24 protein-coding genes are annotated in these 17,183 nt (G+C 59.4%); 12 read left to right on the plus strand and 12 right to left on the minus strand.

Annotation, left to right across the window (positions count from 1 at the left end; translation table 11 throughout):
• Nucleotides 1-38: 38 nt before the first annotated feature.
• Genes bluB through ffh form a run of 7 tightly spaced genes read right to left on the minus strand, consistent with a single transcriptional unit; the run spans nucleotide 39 to nucleotide 4,544 of the window.
• Nucleotides 39-674: a 5,6-dimethylbenzimidazole synthase gene (gene bluB, locus FIU92_RS02380; protein WP_152457031.1), complete on the minus strand. Its 636-nt coding sequence runs from the start codon at nucleotides 672-674 to the stop codon at nucleotides 39-41.
• Nucleotides 675-686: 12 nt separating this feature from the next.
• Nucleotides 687-1,076 carry a 30S ribosomal protein S16 gene (gene rpsP / locus FIU92_RS02385; RefSeq protein WP_010437590.1) on the minus strand — a complete coding sequence of 130 codons (390 nt, stop codon included), beginning with the start codon at nucleotides 1,074-1,076 and terminating at the stop codon, nucleotides 687-689.
• A gap of 40 nt (nucleotides 1,077-1,116) precedes the next feature.
• A complete protein-coding gene (locus tag FIU92_RS02390; protein ID WP_152457032.1) occupies nucleotides 1,117-1,413 on the minus strand; it encodes a chorismate mutase in 297 nt (98 codons plus the stop codon).
• Complete coding sequence (locus FIU92_RS02395; protein ID WP_152457033.1) at nucleotides 1,410-1,949, minus strand: GNAT family N-acetyltransferase; 540 nt, start codon at nucleotides 1,947-1,949, stop codon at nucleotides 1,410-1,412. The genes FIU92_RS02390 and FIU92_RS02395 overlap by 4 nt, the downstream gene beginning before the upstream one ends.
• A complete protein-coding gene (locus tag FIU92_RS02400; protein WP_152457034.1) occupies nucleotides 1,946-2,497 on the minus strand; it encodes a GNAT family N-acetyltransferase in 552 nt (183 codons plus the stop codon). Before FIU92_RS02400 ends, FIU92_RS02395 begins: the two co-directional genes overlap by 4 nt.
• Entirely contained in the window at nucleotides 2,494-3,006 is a 513-nt protein-coding gene (locus tag FIU92_RS02405) for a GNAT family N-acetyltransferase (RefSeq protein ID WP_152457035.1), read from the minus strand. The genes FIU92_RS02400 and FIU92_RS02405 overlap by 4 nt, the downstream gene beginning before the upstream one ends.
• Before the next feature lie 41 nt (nucleotides 3,007-3,047).
• Nucleotides 3,048-4,544 (minus strand): signal recognition particle protein, encoded by a 1,497-nt coding sequence (ffh, locus tag FIU92_RS02410; RefSeq protein ID WP_152457036.1) that lies wholly within the window; start codon nucleotides 4,542-4,544, stop codon nucleotides 3,048-3,050.
• Nucleotides 4,545-4,795: 251 nt separating this feature from the next.
• Here ffh and FIU92_RS02415 point away from each other — a divergent pair, with 251 nt between their 5' ends.
• Nucleotides 4,796-5,683 carry a sulfotransferase domain-containing protein gene (locus FIU92_RS02415; RefSeq protein WP_152457037.1) on the plus strand — a complete coding sequence of 296 codons (888 nt, stop codon included), beginning with the start codon at nucleotides 4,796-4,798 and terminating at the stop codon, nucleotides 5,681-5,683.
• Here the strand turns inward: FIU92_RS02415 and FIU92_RS02420 are convergent.
• The gene (locus FIU92_RS02420; protein ID WP_152457038.1) at nucleotides 5,680-6,204 is read right to left on the minus strand and encodes a hypothetical protein; all 525 of its coding nucleotides are present in this window, start codon (nucleotides 6,202-6,204) and stop codon (nucleotides 5,680-5,682) included. The two genes, FIU92_RS02415 and FIU92_RS02420, sit on opposite strands and share 4 nt — an antisense overlap.
• Nucleotides 6,205-6,478: 274 nt before the next feature.
• On the opposite strand from FIU92_RS02420, the gene FIU92_RS02425 reads away from it, so the two are divergent.
• Nucleotides 6,479-7,009, plus strand: a complete 531-nt coding sequence (locus FIU92_RS02425) for a prolyl-tRNA synthetase associated domain-containing protein (protein ID WP_152457039.1) — start codon at nucleotides 6,479-6,481, stop codon at nucleotides 7,007-7,009.
• Here FIU92_RS02425 and FIU92_RS02430 read toward each other — a convergent pair whose 3' ends face one another.
• On the minus strand, nucleotides 7,010-7,747 hold the full coding sequence (locus tag FIU92_RS02430; protein WP_152457040.1) for an aspartate/glutamate racemase family protein: 738 nt from the start codon (nucleotides 7,745-7,747) through the stop codon (nucleotides 7,010-7,012). It abuts the gene before it with no gap.
• A gap of 70 nt (nucleotides 7,748-7,817) precedes the next feature.
• Nucleotides 7,818-8,399, minus strand: a complete 582-nt coding sequence (locus tag FIU92_RS02435; RefSeq protein WP_152457041.1) for an FMN-dependent NADH-azoreductase — start codon at nucleotides 8,397-8,399, stop codon at nucleotides 7,818-7,820.
• A gap of 120 nt (nucleotides 8,400-8,519) precedes the next feature.
• Here FIU92_RS02435 and FIU92_RS02440 point away from each other — a divergent pair, with 120 nt between their 5' ends.
• The 3 genes from FIU92_RS02440 (at nucleotide 8,520) to FIU92_RS02450 (ending at nucleotide 10,849) form a co-directional block, all read left to right on the plus strand.
• Nucleotides 8,520-9,398, plus strand: a complete 879-nt coding sequence (locus FIU92_RS02440) for a LysR family transcriptional regulator (RefSeq protein ID WP_152457042.1) — start codon at nucleotides 8,520-8,522, stop codon at nucleotides 9,396-9,398.
• Complete coding sequence (locus tag FIU92_RS02445; RefSeq protein ID WP_152457043.1) at nucleotides 9,395-10,309, plus strand: DMT family transporter; 915 nt, start codon at nucleotides 9,395-9,397, stop codon at nucleotides 10,307-10,309. Before FIU92_RS02440 ends, FIU92_RS02445 begins: the two co-directional genes overlap by 4 nt.
• Nucleotides 10,310-10,435: 126 nt before the next feature.
• Nucleotides 10,436-10,849 (plus strand): universal stress protein, encoded by a 414-nt coding sequence (locus FIU92_RS02450; RefSeq protein WP_152457044.1) that lies wholly within the window; start codon nucleotides 10,436-10,438, stop codon nucleotides 10,847-10,849.
• Here the strand turns inward: FIU92_RS02450 and FIU92_RS02455 are convergent.
• Entirely contained in the window at nucleotides 10,846-11,181 is a 336-nt protein-coding gene (locus FIU92_RS02455; protein ID WP_152457045.1) for a helix-turn-helix transcriptional regulator, read from the minus strand. The two genes, FIU92_RS02450 and FIU92_RS02455, sit on opposite strands and share 4 nt — an antisense overlap.
• A 231-nt stretch (nucleotides 11,182-11,412) precedes the next feature.
• Here FIU92_RS02455 and FIU92_RS02460 point away from each other — a divergent pair, with 231 nt between their 5' ends.
• From FIU92_RS02460 to FIU92_RS02485, 6 genes are all read left to right on the plus strand, one after another.
• The gene (locus tag FIU92_RS02460; protein WP_152457046.1) at nucleotides 11,413-11,745 is read left to right on the plus strand and encodes an AtpZ/AtpI family protein; all 333 of its coding nucleotides are present in this window, start codon (nucleotides 11,413-11,415) and stop codon (nucleotides 11,743-11,745) included.
• Between the two features lie 2 nt (nucleotides 11,746-11,747).
• Entirely contained in the window at nucleotides 11,748-12,506 is a 759-nt protein-coding gene (locus FIU92_RS02465) for a F0F1 ATP synthase subunit A (RefSeq protein WP_152457047.1), read from the plus strand.
• Nucleotides 12,507-12,554: 48 nt separating this feature from the next.
• Entirely contained in the window at nucleotides 12,555-12,779 is a 225-nt protein-coding gene (locus FIU92_RS02470) for a F0F1 ATP synthase subunit C (protein WP_005981269.1), read from the plus strand.
• 86 nt (nucleotides 12,780-12,865) lie between these two features.
• Nucleotides 12,866-13,417 (plus strand): F0F1 ATP synthase subunit B', encoded by a 552-nt coding sequence (locus FIU92_RS02475; RefSeq protein ID WP_152457048.1) that lies wholly within the window; start codon nucleotides 12,866-12,868, stop codon nucleotides 13,415-13,417.
• A 5-nt stretch (nucleotides 13,418-13,422) separates the two neighbouring features.
• Nucleotides 13,423-13,983 carry a F0F1 ATP synthase subunit B gene (locus tag FIU92_RS02480; RefSeq protein WP_152457049.1) on the plus strand — a complete coding sequence of 187 codons (561 nt, stop codon included), beginning with the start codon at nucleotides 13,423-13,425 and terminating at the stop codon, nucleotides 13,981-13,983.
• A 201-nt stretch (nucleotides 13,984-14,184) separates the two neighbouring features.
• Nucleotides 14,185-15,018 (plus strand): hypothetical protein, encoded by an 834-nt coding sequence (locus tag FIU92_RS02485; protein WP_152457050.1) that lies wholly within the window; start codon nucleotides 14,185-14,187, stop codon nucleotides 15,016-15,018.
• Between the two features lie 42 nt (nucleotides 15,019-15,060).
• Here FIU92_RS02485 and FIU92_RS02490 read toward each other — a convergent pair whose 3' ends face one another.
• On the minus strand, nucleotides 15,061-15,831 hold the full coding sequence (locus FIU92_RS02490) for a FadR/GntR family transcriptional regulator (protein WP_152457051.1): 771 nt from the start codon (nucleotides 15,829-15,831) through the stop codon (nucleotides 15,061-15,063).
• Between the two features lie 150 nt (nucleotides 15,832-15,981).
• Between FIU92_RS02490 and FIU92_RS02495 the strand changes: the two genes are divergently transcribed.
• Nucleotides 15,982-17,175: a PLP-dependent aminotransferase family protein gene (locus FIU92_RS02495; protein WP_152457052.1), complete on the plus strand. Its 1,194-nt coding sequence runs from the start codon at nucleotides 15,982-15,984 to the stop codon at nucleotides 17,173-17,175.
• The last annotated feature ends 8 nt before the right edge of the window (nucleotides 17,176-17,183 follow it).

The following is a 17,183-nucleotide window of genomic DNA, read 5'->3' on the forward strand; positions in this document are numbered from 1 at the left end:
AGCAGAATGGGAAGTCGTATCAATCCGAACATGAGGCCTTACCGTGTTTCGATCGTCAGGCCCTGCGCCCGGGTTTCCCAGCCGACCTGTTCCAGTTCAGGTGTATCCGACATCTGTTCCGGCCGGCCGACACAGAAATAGCCGATCAGGCGCCAGGTTTCAGGAACATTCAGATCGCGCTTCATCTGGTCGGGGTCCAGAATGGAAACCCAGCCCAAGCCCAGCCCTTCCACCCGAAGTGCAAGCCAGAACAAAGTGATCGCGGACACGACAGAGTAGCGCCGCATCTCGGGCATCGTGCCGGCGCCCAGCCCCAGCCCTTTTTCGGTGCTGTCGTCGCAGAAGACGGCCAGTTGCACAGGTGCTTCCTGCATCCCGGAAAGCTTCAGCCTGCTGTATAGCTGCGCCTTGTCCCCCGAGTAGCCCGCCAAAGCGTGGTCATTGGCGGTGCGAAAATTCTTCAGCGCTGCGGCCCTTGCCGCTTCGCTTTCGACGCGGATCACGCGCCAGGGTTCGCTGAGCCCCACTGAAGGGGCCAGTCGAAATGCGTCGAGGCAGCGCGCCAGCACTGCCTCGTCAATCGCATCGGTGCGGAACCGGCGCACATCCCGCCGGAGCCGCAACAACAGGTCGAACTGCGTGCGAAAATCGTCTGTAAAGGGGTGATCCCGCACGCGTGCGCCTGCTTATTCTTCTGCTGCAGCTTCTTCTGCCGGAGCAGCAGCGGCTTCGGCTGCTTCAGCGGCCTTGGCGGCTTTCTCTTCGGCGCGCTCCTGGGCTTTCTTGCCCGGAGTTCCCTTGTTGGGGTTGTTGCGCTCGGCTTTGTCACGGGCACCGGCCGCTTCCAGCATACGTGCGATACGGTCGGTGGGCTGTGCGCCCTGATCCAGCCAGTACTGGATGCGCTCCATGTTCATTTTCACGCGCTCTTCGCTGTCTTTCGGCAGCAGCGGGTTGTAGGTGCCCAGTTTCTCGATGAAACGGCCATCGCGCGGCATACGGCTGTCAGCCGCAACGATGCGATAGAAAGGACGTTTTTTCGAGCCGCCGCGGGCGAGACGAATTTTCATTGCCATGGTGGTATCTCCTTTGAATGGCGTTACTGGGATTTCCCAGTCAATTCTGGTGTTTCTTGTGGTGTCGGATGACTTCCTGAATGATGAAATTCAGGAAAGCCTTGGCGAAATCGGGGTCCAGGTCGGCCTCATTCGCCAGGTCTTCTAACCGTGCGATCTGCGCAGCTTCGCGCGAGGGATCGGACGGGGGAAGGTCGTGTTCGGCCTTGAGCTTGCCAACGGCCTGCGTGTGCTTGAACCGCTCGCCCAGCGTATAGACAAGGATCGCGTCCAGCCTGTCGATGCTTTCGCGATGCTCTTTCAACAGCGTGGCAGCCTGTGTCACGGGGTTGGTCATTGGCCGGTCCTTTCGGTGGTCAAGTCAATCTGCGGATGGCGCCAGATCTGAGCGTGCTTGCCCAGAAGTTCGGCATTCTCAAGCTCCAGCGTTGCACCAAGCCGTTCAGCCAAAGCGCGCGAACGATCATTTGCATGGGCGATGTACGAAATCACGCCGTTCAGGCCATGATGCCGGGCGGCATGATCACGCGCAGCCGATGCAGCTTCAAAGGCCAGCCCCTTGCCTTCGGCCTCTGCCATCAGCGTCCAGCCCAGCTCGGGCTCCGCCCAGCCGGGTACGTAGATCATGCCTGCCCAGCCGACGAATGTGCCGCCGGCCTTTTCGGTCAGGTGCCACAGGCCATAACCCCGCAACGCCCAATGACCCAGCCGGTTCGACAATGAGCTCCAGCATTCGCGCGCATCCCTGGGGCCGCCCACCATATGGCTGCGCTGGGTCGCGAAGAATGCGGTCATCGCGGGCAGGTCATCCAGATGCGGCGCGCGCAGGATCAGGCGTTCGGTTTCAATTGTGGGAATGGTGAAAGAGGTCATGCGTATGCCTCCATTCCGCCATTCACCAGATCCGAGGGCGCCGGGTGCCGCCAGATTTCGGATTTTCCGAACTTGGGGTGGTCATAGTGATACTCGAACTGCGCGCCCAGACGCTTGGCCACGGCCTTGCTGGCGTGATTGTCCAGGTCGATCAGTGAGATCGCGGTTTCCCAGCCCAATATATCATAGGCGTAGGCGCGTGCAGTCAGCGCGGCCTCGGTCGCATAGCCCTTGCCGGTGGCGTGGTTCAACAGGGTCCAGCCAACTTCGGGTTCCGGCCAGCCTTCGGGAAACCAAAGCCCGATCCGCCCGACATAGGTGCCAGTGTCTTTTTCATCGACGCTCCAATACCCATAGCCGCGCAAGGCCCAGTGCCCCAGCAGCGAGGCGACCACCCGCCAAACCTCGTCCCTGCGCAGAGGGCCGCCGACGAACTTGGCCGCATCGCTTGCAAAGAAGGCGGTGTCCGCATCGATATCGGCCTCGGACGGCGCGCGCAGGATCAGGCGTTCGGTTTCCAGCGTCGGGATCGGCATCGCGAATGTCATGCCTGCACCTCGCGGTAGCGCCAGACATGCTGGGTTGGCCCAAAGGCGCTTTCTGCATCGGCATCACGCGCTGCGCCCAGTCGTTGGGCAAGCGCGTTCGAACGGGTGTTGGATTGCGAAACATAGCTTACGAACTGCCCCGATCCCAGCAGGTCAAATCCGAAATCACGCACGGCGGCGCAAGCTTCGGTGGCATAGCCCTGCATCCGGTGTTCAGCGCCGAACATATAGCCAAGTTCCGGTTCGCGATCATCCCATTCCAAGCCCAGAACGACGAAGCCAATTGCCCGATCATCACCCTTGAGCGTGACCGAGAACAGGCCGTGACCATGCAGAAGCCAGCCCGCGGTATAATAGGAAAACTCGGTCCACGCGGCTTGCGCTGTGTCACCAAAGCTGTCCTTGCAGATCGACGTCCACACCGGCAGGTCGTCCAGAGTGGGCACGCGCAGGACCAGCCGCCGGGTCTGAATGACCGGCAGGGCTGCGCGATTTTGCGCTGCTGCCATCGCCGCCTTTCCGGACGGGGGCTGGGTACAGCGTGCGGGGGTCACTTTTTCTTTCCGAACCCGCTCAGGCCCGGTGGCAGACCCATGCCGCCGCCCAGACCGGGCATCTTGCCGCCCATGGCCTTGGCTGCCTGTTCCAGCGCCTTGGGATCCATGCCTGCGGCCATCTCCTCGGGGCTGGGGCCGCCTTTGCCGAACATGCCTTTCATGGCCTGTTTCAGCATCTTGCCTTTGCCCATCTTGCCCATCTTCTTCATCATGTCCGACATCTGCCGGTGCATCTTGAGCAGCTTGTTGAGGTCGCTGACCTCCATCCCGGACCCCGCCGCGATGCGTTTCTTGCGGCTGGCCTGAAGGATCTGCGGGTTGGCGCGTTCGCGCTTGGTCATCGACTGGATCATGGCGATCTGCTGGCGCAGGATCCTGTCGTCCAGACCGGCCTGATCCATCTGCTTGGCCATCTTGCCCATGCCCGGCATCATGCCCATCATGCCCTGCATGCCGCCCATCTGGATCATCTGTTCCAGCTGCATCTTCAGGTCGTTCATGTTGAACTGACCCTTGACCATACGCTTCATCATGCGCTCGGTCTGTTCCATCTCCATCGTTTCCTGGGCCTTTTCGACCAGGGCAACGATGTCACCCATGCCCAGAATCCGACCGGCGATCCGGTCCGGCTCGAATGTTTCGAGCGCATCCATCTTCTCGCCCAGACCGACAAAGCGGATCGGCTTGCCGGTAACCGCGCGCATCGACAGGGCCGCACCACCGCGCCCGTCGCCGTCCATCCGTGTCAGGACCACGCCCGAGATGCCGACCTTGGCGTCGAACTCCTCGGCCACCTCGACAGCGACCTGACCGGTCAGGCCGTCGACCACCAGCAGCGTCTCGCGCGGGTCAACGGCGTTGCGGACCTGTTCGACCTCATCCATCAGGACTTCGTCGATGTGCAGACGACCCGCGGTGTCGAGCATGTACACGTCGTAACCACCCAGCGTCGCCTGCTGTTTGGCGCGCTTGGCAATATCGACAGGTTTCTGGCCGGGAACGATCGGCAGCGTATCGACGCCGACCTGCGTGCCCAGAACGGCCAACTGATCCATCGCCGCCGGGCGGTAGACGTCCAGCGAGGCCATCAGGACCTTTTTGCCCTCTTTCTCTTTCAGACGTTTCGCCAGCTTGCCGGTGGTCGTTGTCTTACCCGAACCCTGCAAGCCGACCATCAGGATCGGCGCGGGCGGGTTGTCGATCTTCAGCGCACCGGGGTCTTCCTCGCCACGCAGGGTGTCAACCAGAGCGTCATGCACGATCTTGACGACCTGCTGACCGGGGGTGATCGACTTGGTAACGGCCTGACCGGTGGCCTGGCTTTGAACTTTCTTGACGAATTCCCTTGCAACCGGCAGCGAGACGTCGGCCTCAAGCAGGGCAACGCGGACCTCACGCAGGGCGGTTTTGACGTCTTCTTCAGACAGGGCGCCCTGTTTGGTCAACCGGTCGAAGACGCCAGAGAGGCGTTCGGATAGATTTTCAAACATGCCTGCGGCCTCCTTAGCCGGTTCTGATTTGGCGCCCCTTAGATAAGGGCAGACGGGTCAATGCACAAACGCCCCCACGGGCGAAACTCGCTGGTGGGGGGCGATCCCTGAACGACTCAAGGGACCGGAAGATCGAAAGGCTTCCGGATGTTGGGGCGTCATCTACGCCTCTGGGCCGTGTGAGTCAAGATAAGCTATGTGAGTGTCACATTGCGGGCTATTCTGCGTGATTGAAGCTGAGGGAGGGGGCGATGAAGAATGGTCTGCCGCGAAAGACGACCGACTATGTCGGCGAAGTGACCAACACCGATATATGGTCCGGATTCGAGATCCGGCCCAGCGACGTCTTTGTGTGCACACCGCCCAAATGCGGTACCACTTGGACGCAAACACTGGTGCGCATGCTCATCACCGAAACGGCCGACCCCGGCGTGTACGACAACAGGGTCTCACCGTGGCTTGATTGCAGTTTTCGCGATCGGGTCGCGCAGGCGGATGAACTGAGCGCGCAAAGCCATCGGCGCTGTATCAAAACACATACCCCGCTTGATGGAATCGCATTCTCGCCAAATGCGCAATATCTGGTTGTTCACCGTCATCCGGTTGACGTTCATTTTTCGATGCGCCGCCATGTCGAGAATATGAAGCATAACTGGCTTGATTACCTGTTCCCCAACGATCTGTCGGAAGCTTTCGACATGTTTTTGAACCGGCCCGCGTCATCCAAGGGCACAGATGACCTGACCCTCAGATCGATCATTCATCACTTCCATTCCTTTTGGATGTATCGCGACCTGCCCAACATCCATTTTCTGCACTATGCCGAGCTCAGCCGGGATCTTCCGGGACAGGTCGCGCGGCTTGCACGGATCATGGACATCGAAATTAACCCGGATCTGGTCAAGGACATAGCCGGGGCCGGCAGTTTCGGATCGATGAAAAACAATGCCATACGTCTGGAGCAAACCCCCGGATTCACCAGTGGGTTTCACGACTTTGCGCAGTTCTTCTCTTCGGGCACAAGCAACAAGTGGGAAGGCAAACTGACCGAGCAGTATATGGCGCGATATGACGCCTGCATGTCCCGGCTGGTCTCAGCCGAAGAACGATTGTGGTTGGAACGCGGCCTGGCCTCTTAATTCGTCCCGACTTCACGACGGTTTTGGCCGGTCTTAGATGGAAGCCAGTCATTCACCGCCTCGGCCAACCGGTGAGAGCCGGAGCCGCTGGAAAACGCTTCGACAATGGGATGGCGACCCGCGCTCATGCCTTTCTCAAGAACAAGGACCGGGCGATACAGCGTCGAGGTGCGGTTTTTGCCACGGGATGTCGTGCTTTCGATTTCTGCGTGGGACAGGTTGGACAGTTTGTGTTCAACCGCTTCATACCCAAAAACCGATTGGCGGCGGATCAGGATACTGTCTTTGTGCCGATCCAGAATGATCTGAACCCGTCTTACGAAAGCGCAAAACGCACCAAACCCAAGACCGCCTCCGCCAAGGGCGAAGATCAGGCCGAACCAGATGCCTTCGCCGCCCGTGCTCATCAGAAAAATACCGGGGCCGACAAAGGCCAGAATGAAAATGACCAGCGTGATACCGATGAACCAGGGCGTATTGGCGATGATCAGTTGGTTCGGGGTGTCTCGGGTCACTTTCATGGCGGTACGCTAGCACCGTTCCAACACCCTGTTCCAGTTTGTTTCATCACCGTCTTGCGTGAAATCAGGCTGAAACGCGCAGGGCCAGGGCAGCGCCGTCCTTGATCTCGGGCCGTGTGGTTGGCGGGGTCAAGGCCGGGTTCGGCGCGCCAGACACTGACTGCGCCTGTGATACGACCTTCATTCGGGCGGGTCTCACCCACGCAATTGTATGTCTCGCGCTTGAATTCCAAGTTTTGTTGCGCGATGAGCAATCCAAAAAAGCGAGGGCTTCATGGACGCTTCATCCACCTATCAGGACACTTTGCCGCTGAGTTCGGACGCATTGCTTGCGCAGATGGAAGATTGGGGGCTGACCTATCGCCTGCATACCCATGTGCCATTGCGTACGGTCGAGGATGCAAAGGCGGTCGAAGACCAGTTCATGACACCCGGAGAGAACGCGCTGAGGGTCAAGAATCTGTATTTGCGCGACAAGAAAAAGCGCAATTATCTGGTGACCTTGGAACAAAGCCGCGAGATTGATCTCAAAGCTTTGGGGGCCGAGTTGGACATAGGCAACCTGTCCTTCGGCTCGGCGGACCGGCTGTTTCAGAATCTCGGCATACGCCCCGGCGCGGTCAGCCCGCTGGCGATGATCAACGGTGTTCAGAATGATGTCAGGTTCTTCATGGACGCGGCCGCACAGCAGGCCGAGGTGATTTACATGCACCCCCTTGTCAACGACCGCACCGTGGCCCTGACGCGGGCCGACATGATGGCCTTTTTCGAGCGCATCGGCTGCGCGGTCACGTGGTTGCCCTGATTACATCAGCGCCTCTTTCAATGCGGCGGCAACATGCGCGGCTGACGGGTTGACGAACAGATGCCCGTCAGCTTCGAACACCGGATCGTCCAGGTGGTTGGGAAAAGCCAGTGGAAGCTCGGTACAGGCCAGCAGGATCGCGGTTCCGGGGCTGGCGTGCTTGTCGCAAAACGCCAGCAGTCTGGCGCGGGCGATGTCAGACGCACCACCGTAGAAATCACTGTCGATCATGGCCTGCATCTGGGAAATCTCGGGTTCGGGCAACCGTTCATTCGCCGTAATGCCTTCGGCGGCCAGTCGATCCGCATAGTTGGTGGCCTGCATCGTCACGGTTGTTCCCAGGACCAGAGCCCGTGATGCGCCGGTACCTGCCGTCGCCTCGGCGGTTGCGTCAAAGATGCTGAGGATCGGCATCGAGACACCCTGCCGTATCGCGTGAAGCCGCGCATGGGGGGTGTTGGACGCGATAATGCCAAAATCGCACCCGGCGCGTTCGAGAGTCAGCAGGGCGTCGCGGAACACCGCGTCAAAATCCGCCCAGCTTGCCTCATCACCGGCGACACCGCGCAGGGCGCGCGTTCTGGCCTGCGTAACGGATTCGATGGTCATTGGTGGGATCGGCAAAGGCGAACCATGGCCGCGTTCCGCGTGATAACGCCCGGCCCCTTCGGCAATCGCCCGGTAGTAATCGACGGTCGAGGCCCAGCCCACACCGCCCAGAATGCCGATTTTCTTCATGTGGCCCATCCAGTCTGCCTGTTTGCTCGCATGCAGACTGGACGTTTCCACGCTCGTTGGCCAGAGGCGATCAGGCAGCAAGCTCCGCAAGCGCCTTGTGGGCACTTTCCAGAGCCGCATCCGGGTTCACGGCCATCTGATCCGCGGCGATGACGTCGACGTCATGAATGCCGATGAAGCCCAGAACGTGGCGCGCGTAATTGGTGGCGAAATCAGCTTCGGATCCGACAGGAACACCGCCCGATGCGATAGCCAGAATGGCACGTTTCCCTTCCAGCAGGCCTTTGGGCCCGTTTTCCGTGTAGGAAAAGGTCAGGCCCGCGCGCGCCACGAGGTCGACCCAGGCCTTGAATGCGGCAGGCACCGAAAAGTTGTAGATCGGCAGGCCGATGACGATGGTGTCGGCCTCTTGCAGTTCGGTAACCAGTTCGTCCGACAGGGCCAGCCGGTCGCGCTGTAGATCGTCGCGCTGCTCGGCGGGGGTGAAATTGGCGGCGATCCAGTCTTCTGTCAGCAGGGGCAGGGGGGTGGCCAGATCGCGGCGGATGATACGGTCTGCGCCCAGTTGCTTGACCACACGGTCAGACAGATCGCGCGTGGTCGAGTTCACGCGGCGGGCGGATGAGTCGATGTGAAGGATCGTTTTGGTCATTGTTTTGGTCCTTTCGGTCAGGGGAATCTTGTCCTGCGTCCAATATGATTGTTGCGTTGATGAACAAAACTCGGATACATCAACAGTTATTGTTGGAAATTGCACAGTGACGACATTGCCATGGATAATTGGGATGAAGTGAGAACCGCCTATCAGGTGGCGCGCATGGGGACGGTCAGCGGCGCGGCAGAGGTTCTGGGTGTTCACCACGCCACCGTGATCCGCCACATAGATGCGATCGAGGCGCGATTGGGTGTCAAACTGTTCCAGCGCCATGCCCGCGGGTACACGCCGACCGAAGCAGGCGACGATCTGTTGCGCGTGGCACAGGCGACCGAAGATCAGTTCAACCAGCTTGTCGGCCGGATGAAGGGACGCGGAGACGATGTCTCGGGTGAATTGGTCGTGACATCCCTGGGGTCTCTTGCCCCGTTGGTGGTGCCGACGCTCACCGCGTTTCAAAAGATGCATCCGGACTTGATCGTGCGATACCTGACGGGCGACCGGCTGTTCCGGTTGGAATACGGTGAGGCGCATGTGGCGATCCGCGCCGGATCGGCCCCCGATCAACCCGACAATGTCGTCCAGCCTTTCCGACAAGAGGAAGTTGGTCTTTATGCCAGCGCCTCGTACATCGAACGGTTCGGCAAGCCATCCGGAATCGAAGATTTTGCACGCCATCACTTCGTCAGTTCCGATGATGAGACCAGCCGCGCGCCGTTCACCCGCTGGCTGCGCGCGACAGTACCCGCCGATCGCATCACCTTCCGCTGTACCAACAACTTCTGCATGCGCGAGGCGGTTCTGGCCGGTGCCGGCATCGGTTTCATGGCCCGTTGGGAGGCCGCCCGCCACGACAATCTGGTCGAGGTGATTGATCCGCTGCCGGAATGGTTCGGCAATCTGTGGCTGGTGACCCACGTGGATTTGCACCGCACCACAAAGGTACAGGCGTTCCTGAGCTTTTTGAAAGAAGAAGCCAAAGGCTGGCAGCCATGAGCCCGCAGATGCGTGGCCATCTGGCCATGCTTGCCTTTTCAGCCCTTGTGGCAGGCAGCTTTTCGTTGGGGTCCATGATCGCCAACGAAATCGCGCCAGCCGCCCTGAATGCGGTTCGCTTTGCGATTGCGGCTGCCGTGATTGGTTTGGCCGCACTGGCGACAACCGGCCTGCCGCGCAGCGCCGCGCAGGCCCCTTGGCGCTATCTGGTGCTCGGGGCTTTGTTCGCCACCTATTTCGTCCTGATGTTCTATGGGTTGCAAACCGCCCCACCTGTCAGTGCGGCAGCGGTGTTCACCCTGACACCAGTTGTCTCTGCCATGGCGGGGTGGGTCTTGTTGCGCCAAATCACGACTCCGCGCATGGCGCTGGCCCTGACCATTGGCGCTGTGGGGGCGCTTTGGGTGATTTTCCGGGCCGATTGGCAAATGTTCCGCGCCTTTGAAATCGGTGGCGGCGAAATCATCTATTTCTGGGGCTGCGTCGCCCATGCGATCTATACGCCCATGATACGCAAGCTGAACCGAGGAGAACCCGCCGTGGTATTCACCTTCGGTACGCTGGTCGCCGGGTGTCTGTTGTTGGTCGTGTTCGGCTGGTCAGACCTGATGGCAACCGATTGGGCCGGGCTTCCGGCTATTGTCTGGATCGGTCTGTTCTATATTTCGTTCTTTGCAACGGCAGCCAGCTTCGTGCTGGTGCAGTTTTCTTCCTTGCGGCTGCCGTCGGCCAAGGTCATGGCCTATACCTACCTGGTTCCCAGCTGGGTCATTCTGTGGGAGATTGCGCTGGGCAAAGGCGTGCCAACCGGTTTGATCCTGGGTGGTGTGGCGCTGACAATCATCGCCCTGCTGATGTTGTTGAAAGAGGAAGTTCCGCCCTCGGTGCCAGTGCGCCGCGCCATGGAATAAGCCACGTCTTCGCTGGAAAAACCCGGCAGATCCAAGATGTATTCCAGCGGTGGAATTTGTTGAGCCAGATCAAGGCACCCCTGTGGGCCCTTCCATAACCTCTTTGGCAGGCAAATGGAGGAGATCATGTTCAAACATATCATGTTGCCGGTTGACCGGCATCTACCGCCCGAAGTTCGCAAAGCAGCCGATGTTGCCGGGCAGATTGCAAAGTGGCAGGGCGCCAAAATCACTCTGGTCAGCGTCACCGGGGCCCATATGGGTGAATCCTCGGAAACCGAGGCCGAGATCGACAAGGAATTGGCGGGGTTCACCGAACAGTTGGCCGCAGAAAGTGGATCAGACGTTTCGATGCGCAAAATCCACTCGGTCGACGTTGCCGCTGAGGTGGACAGCGATCTGACCCGCGCGGCCGAGGAGATCGGCGCAGATCTGGTCATTGTCGGCACCCACGCGCCCCGGATCACCGACTATATTTTTTCCAGCCACGCCGGTTATCTGGCGAAACACGCCAGCATGTCAGTCTTTGTGGTGCGCTAGGCCTCGCCCGACTTTGGCAGTTCAGTTTCCAGAAACCGTTCGAACGCGTCCAGATTGACGGGCTCGAATTGTCCGAATCCCTGCATCCAGACCGAAGCGGCGCGCAAGGCGTCGGGTTCCAGCTTGCACCATTTTACCCGCCCGCGTTTTTCCTGACTGATCAGACCGGCCTTGGTCAGTATGACCAGGTGTTTGGAGATCGCCGCCAACGACATCTCGAACGGTTCGGCCACATCCGTCACCGCCATGTCATCCTCCAGCAGCATCGCCAGAATGGCGCGGCGGGTGGGGTCGGCGAGGGCTGCAAAGACGGTGTCGAGATCGTTGGACATGAGTCCGCTCAACCATAGCCGCCGGGATTGGTCAACCATTTGGTTGAATATGCGGATTCTGGGCTTTGGCGGCACAACGGTGGCCCTCGAAACTAATGACACGCCCTGTGACTTCTGAAAATCATAAAATTTTCAATGCTTTAGGCTGCGTCAATGAGGGCATTCAAGGTCGTTGACTCTGCGCGCTTCGCGCCTTAGCACCATGCCCAAGATTGTACGAGGGAAACGCCCGTGACCGATGATGACCAAAAGCAGCGTATGGCGCAGCTTGAGGCCAAGATCGAAGCGGCGAAAAAGGCCAAAGCGCCAAAGCCTCGTGCGGATGCTGACGTGTCCGGTGGTGAGCTTGCCTGGCGGATGGTCATCGAAATGGTATCCGGTCTGGGGATCGGATTTGGCATCGGATACGGGCTGGACAGCCTGCTCGGGACGATCCCGATCTTTCTGGTGCTGTTTACATTGCTGGGCCTTGTCGCGGGCGTGAAGGTTATGCTCCGCAGCGCGAAAGAGGTTCAAGAGAAACAAACGGCGGCAACGGCTGCCGAGAAGGACGAGAGGGACTGAACGTGGCAACCGAGACCACCGCAGCAGAAGGCAGCAGCCTGGTATTCCACCCGATGGATCAGTTCATTGTCAAGCCGCTGTTCGGCGACGGTGCAGTAGGCATGTTCACGGTCACCAACGTGACCCTGTGGTTGTTCTTTGCAGTGCTGGCCATAATCGCTCTGCTGGTACTGCCCACCTCGAAACGCGCCATCGTTCCGACCCGTATGCAGTCGGTGGCCGAGCTGGCCTATGGCTTCATCTACAAGATGCTGGAAGACATCTGCGGCAAGGAAGGCGTGAAATACTTCCCCTATGTCATGACCCTGTTCATGTTCATCGTCTGCGCGAACTTCCTGGGGCTGATCCCGACCTCGTTCACCACCACGTCGCATTTTGCCGTGACCATCCCGCTGGCGCTGGCCGTGTTCCTGACCGTGACCGTGCTGGGTTTCGTGAAAAACGGCGCCGCATTCCTGGGTCTGTTCTGGGTCTCCAGCGCGCCTCTGGCGCTGCGCCCGATCCTGGCGATCATCGAGCTGATCTCGTACTTCGTGCGCCCGGTCAGCCACTCCATTCGTCTTGCCGGCAACGTCATGGCTGGCCACGCGGTTATCAAGGTTTTCGCGGGCTTCGCCGCGATTGCCGTGATCTCGCCCGTGTCGGTTCTGGCGATCACCGCTATGTATGGTCTTGAGGTCCTGGTGGCCTTCATTCAGGCCTACGTATTCACCATTCTGACCTGTGTTTATCTGAAAGATGCGCTGCATCCTTCGCACTAAGGTCCGATACCCCAACATCGAAACTTCCAATTCGTAAGGAGATACATCATGGAAGGCGATCTCGCACACATCGGCGCAGGCCTGGCAGCAATCGGTTCCGGCGCAGCCGCAATCGGGGTGGGCAACGTAGCAGGCAACTTCCTGGCCGGCGCCCTTCGCAACCCTTCGGCGGCTGCTTCGCAGACCGCAACCCTCTTCATCGGTATCGCGTTCGCAGAAGCCCTGGGGATCTTTGCATTCCTGGTCTCGCTGCTGCTGATGTTCGCCGTATAATCTGCGGAACCTGATCCTTACGCGCAGGTGGGTCCAAGCCATAGCGGCCCACCTGTTGTAAAGACAAGTTTCCGACGGAGGATATCATGGCGACTGAACCCCTTACAAAAGAGGTAGCTGGCTCGTGCGTCGACTCCTATGGCTCTGCCATCGGGATGCCACAGCTCTGCTTCGATTGGTTCCCCAACCAGATTTTCTGGCTGGTCATTACGCTGGTCGTCATCTTTCTGGTCCTGTCCCGCGTGGCCCTGCCGCGCATCGCGGCAATCCTGGCTGAACGTCAGGGGACCATTACAAATGACCTGGCTGCGGCCGAAGATCTGAAGGCCAAGGCGGTCGAGGCCGAAGAGGCCTATAACAAGGCGCTGGCCGATGCCCGTGCCGAAGCGCAGCGTATCGCTGCCGAAGCACGCGCTGAAATTCAGGCTGGACTGGATGACGCGATTGCCAAGGCGGATGCGGAAATCGCTGCCAAGGCGGCTGAATCGGAAAAGGCAATCGCCGAAATCCGTGCCGGTGCGCTGGATAGCATTCAAGTGGTTGCCAAGGATACGGCGGCTGAACTGGTCACCGCACTGGGCGGCGAGGCAGATGCCAAAGCCATCGACAGTGCAGTAGACGCACAGACGAAAGGATAAGTGACATGCGGAACACTCTTGCCCTTATCCTGACCGTTGGTGCCGCCAGCCCCGCGCTGGCTGCAAGCGGCCCGTTCTTTTCGCTTGGCAATACCGACTTTGTCGTCCTTCTGGGCTTCATCGTCTTCATCGCGGTCCTGTTCTACTTCAAGGTCCCCGGTATGATCGGTGGCGCGCTGGACAAACGTGCCGAAGGCATCAAATCCGAACTTGACGAAGCCCGTGCTCTGCATGAAGAAGCCCGCAGTTTGCTGGCCTCGTACGAGCGCAAGCAGCGTGAAGTTCAGGGGCAGGCCGATGCGATCGTCGCGGCAGCGAAGGAAGACGCGGCCTTGGCGGCAGAACAGGCGAAAGCTGACTTGGAAAAGTCGATCGAGCGTCGTCTGGCCGCAGCTCAGGACCAGATCGCTTCGGCCGAAGCGTCTGCACTGAAGGAAGTGCGTGATCAGGCCGTATCGGTTGCGGTTTCGGCGGCCAGCTCAGTTCTGGCAAAGCAAATGACCGCAGCGCAGGCCAACAAGCTGATCGACGCATCGATTGCAGATGTGGATGCAAAGCTGCACTGACGGGTGACCCCGACAGACACGTGATACAGACGACCCGAGAGCTTTTGGCTGTCGGGTCTTTTGTTTTTGCCATGCTTCTGTTTCTGTTGTTTCAAACACTCCGAATCCTACGACCTGCCGGGGATCAGGTTGATAGGAGCGCCCTGATGGGGGCGTGAAAACAACAGGGAAAGACAGGCGGTGTCAGGCAACGCAGTTTCGATGAATATTGTCGGCGTCGTTCGAAATGGCGGGTCGGCGCTGATCGACACGATCAACAGAATCGAAAACCTGTCTGCGCAGTTGCACCGGTTCACCGTCACCATTGCCACGAACGACAACACGGACGGTACGGATCAAGTGTTGTCCGACTATGCGGGTCAAAGCCGGCATGTCGATATCCTGCGACTGGATGGTCTTGCGTCAGAATTGCCAAACCGGGTCGAGCGTATCACGGCGGCCAGAAATGCAGTTCTCAAAAAACTCGAGGATCAGGACACGGACCTGGAGTTGACGCTGGTGTTGGATCTGGATGGTCCGAATACCTGCCTGGATGCCCAGGCGGTTCTGACAGCAGCGCAGCGGGTCGCCCCGTTGTGGGAGGGTGTTTTCGCCAACCCAAAACCAGCATATGACGATATCTACGCTTTGCGTTGTTCGGGTTGGTGTGATGAAGACGTGTGGCAACGCATTCAAAGCACGCGCAGGCCGCTGTTCGGGCGTCGCAAGTGGCGCCGGTCTGTCATGAAGTCCGCTGTTTTTGACCGCCAGTTCCACATTCCTGCCGATACGCCCCTGATCCCGGTCGACAGCGCATTCGGCGGCGCCGGTTTGTATAAATCCCGCGCGTTGCGAGGGTTGCGCTATTCTTGCCGGGACGAAAAAGGCCAACAGGTGTGCGAACATGTAATGCTGCACAAACGTCTGAGAGATCGCGGCGCAAGGCTGTTCATCGACCCGGCGCTGACGACACTGGCCGCGGAGAACCGAATGGGAGAAGGCAGCGGCGCGCCGTTCCCCCGACATCTGCTGCCAGCCGCGTCAGGCGCTGCCTAGTCCCGGCCTTGCCCTGCCAAGTCTGCAAAATCCGGACCGCGCTCAGCCCCGCCCGGTTTCGTGTTGCAGCCTTTGTTGCGCAATAGCTTCGTTCCGATCGGCCTTTTGCTGGTCCGCCATGCAGCGTTCCACAAAATCCAAATGGCGTTCGATTGCATTTCGGGCGGCCAAGGGATCACGCTCTTGCAGCGCCGCATTGATGGCGCGGTGCTGATCCAGGATGGCCTCGCGGGTGGCGCGCTGACGGAACATGGTCTGACGGTTGTAGAACACCCCCTGCACCAGAAGGTCATACATCGAGCGCATCATGTGCAGCATCACCACATTGTGGCTGGCTTCGATGATGGCCATGTGGAACTCGGCGTCCAGCTGCGCCTCGTCATTCGCAGCGTTTCGGTTATGGGCCGCCTGCATCTTGTCAAAGATCGCCTGAACGACCTTCAGGTCGCTGTCTGACCCTAGGCGCGCGGCCCGTTCCGCCGCCAACCCTTCCATGTCACGGCGAAAGGACAGGTAATCGAATACGGCTTCTTCATGGCTGCCGAACAGACGGATCAGTGCCGGGGAAAAGGCAGAGCCCAGAACCTCGGCCACATAGATCCCGGATCCGGCCTTCGCGGTCAAAAGCCCCTGTTCCTGAAGGTCGGAAATCGCATCTCGCAGGGACGGGCGCGAAACGCCCATGCGCTCTGCCAACTCCCGCTCGGATGGCAGGCGCTCGCCGGGGCGCAGGATGCCTCGCAGGATCAAAAGCTCGATCTGGCGAACGACTGCGAGCGACAGCTTTTCCGTCTGAACTTTGTGAAATGGCATCTCATCTTCCGAAATTGGTCAATTCATTTGACCATGGACGTCGGTGCTGTTCAAGAATCCCCGGTCGCATCCATTGAATAATTAGGTCAGTAATATTGACTTTAATGGTGGGGAGCTTAGGCTGCGCCGAATTGAGATCGGAGGAGCCTCATGTCCCAACACCCTTTGTTTGCCACCCGGGCCTCGCGAATGAAAGCGTCAGAGATTCGCGAATTGCTGAAGCTGCTTGACCAACCCGGCATCATTTCCTTTGCCGGTGGGATTCCTGATCCCGCACTGTTTCCCGCCGATGCGTTTGCTCAGGCGTTTCAGCAGGCCCTGGGGCCGGATTTGCAAGCGCAGGCGCTGCAATATTCGGTCAGCGAAGGCTATGTCCCATTGCGGCAGTGGCTGGCGCAGCACATGCGCGAAATCGGAGTGGCCTGTGACATCGACAACATCCTGATCACCTCGGGGTCACAGCAGGCGCTGGACTATCTGGGCAAGCTGTTCCTGTCCCCCGGTGACACGGCCCTGGTCGGGTGGCCCACTTATCTGGGCGCGCTGGCTGCATTCAACGCCTACGAGCCACGCTTTGACCGGCTCAATGGCAATCAGGGGGCCAAGGAATACAAGGCCGCAACGGGCGCAGGCGCAGTGAAATTTGCCTATCTGTCGGCGGATTTTGCGAACCCGACGGGAGAAACCGTGGACTTGCAGGGCAGAGATGCTCTGCTGGATCTGGCCGAGGAACTGGATTGCGCGTTGATAGAGGACGGAGCCTATCAGGCTCTGCGCTATGACGGGGATCCGATCCCCCCCATACTGTCATTGGAGCAGGCGCGCAAAGGGTCAATCGAGGACTGTCGGACGATCTATTGCGGCAGTTTCTCGAAAACGCTGTCGCCGGGTTTGCGCATGGGATGGGTCGTTGCGTCCAAGCCAGTCATTTCCCAGATGGTGCTGTTGAAACAGGCAGCCGACCTTCATTCCGCGACCATCAACCAGATGGCCGTGCATCAGGTGGCGCAGGCCTGTTTCGACACCCATATTCCGAAAGTACGAAACGTCTATCGCGCCCGTCGTGATGTGATGCTGAACGCGATGGAACAGCATATGCCTGGCGGGGTGGAATGGACACGTCCCGAGGGGGGAATGTTCATCTGGGTCACGTTGCCCGAGGGGATGGTTGGCTCTGACCTGCTGGCGCGTGCGCTGGACACCGTCAAAGTAGCTTTTGTTCCGGGGCAGGCGTTTTTCCCGGATGGCAGCGGGGCAAACACGATCCGTCTCAGTTTTTCGAATTCTGACGAGGCGACAATACGCGAAGGCATTCGCCGGCTGGGAGAGGTGCTGCGGGCCTGACGTCCGGA

Source organism: Ruegeria sp. THAF33 (assembly GCF_009363615.1).
In the GTDB taxonomy this organism is placed as follows: Bacteria; Pseudomonadota; Alphaproteobacteria; order Rhodobacterales; family Rhodobacteraceae; genus Ruegeria.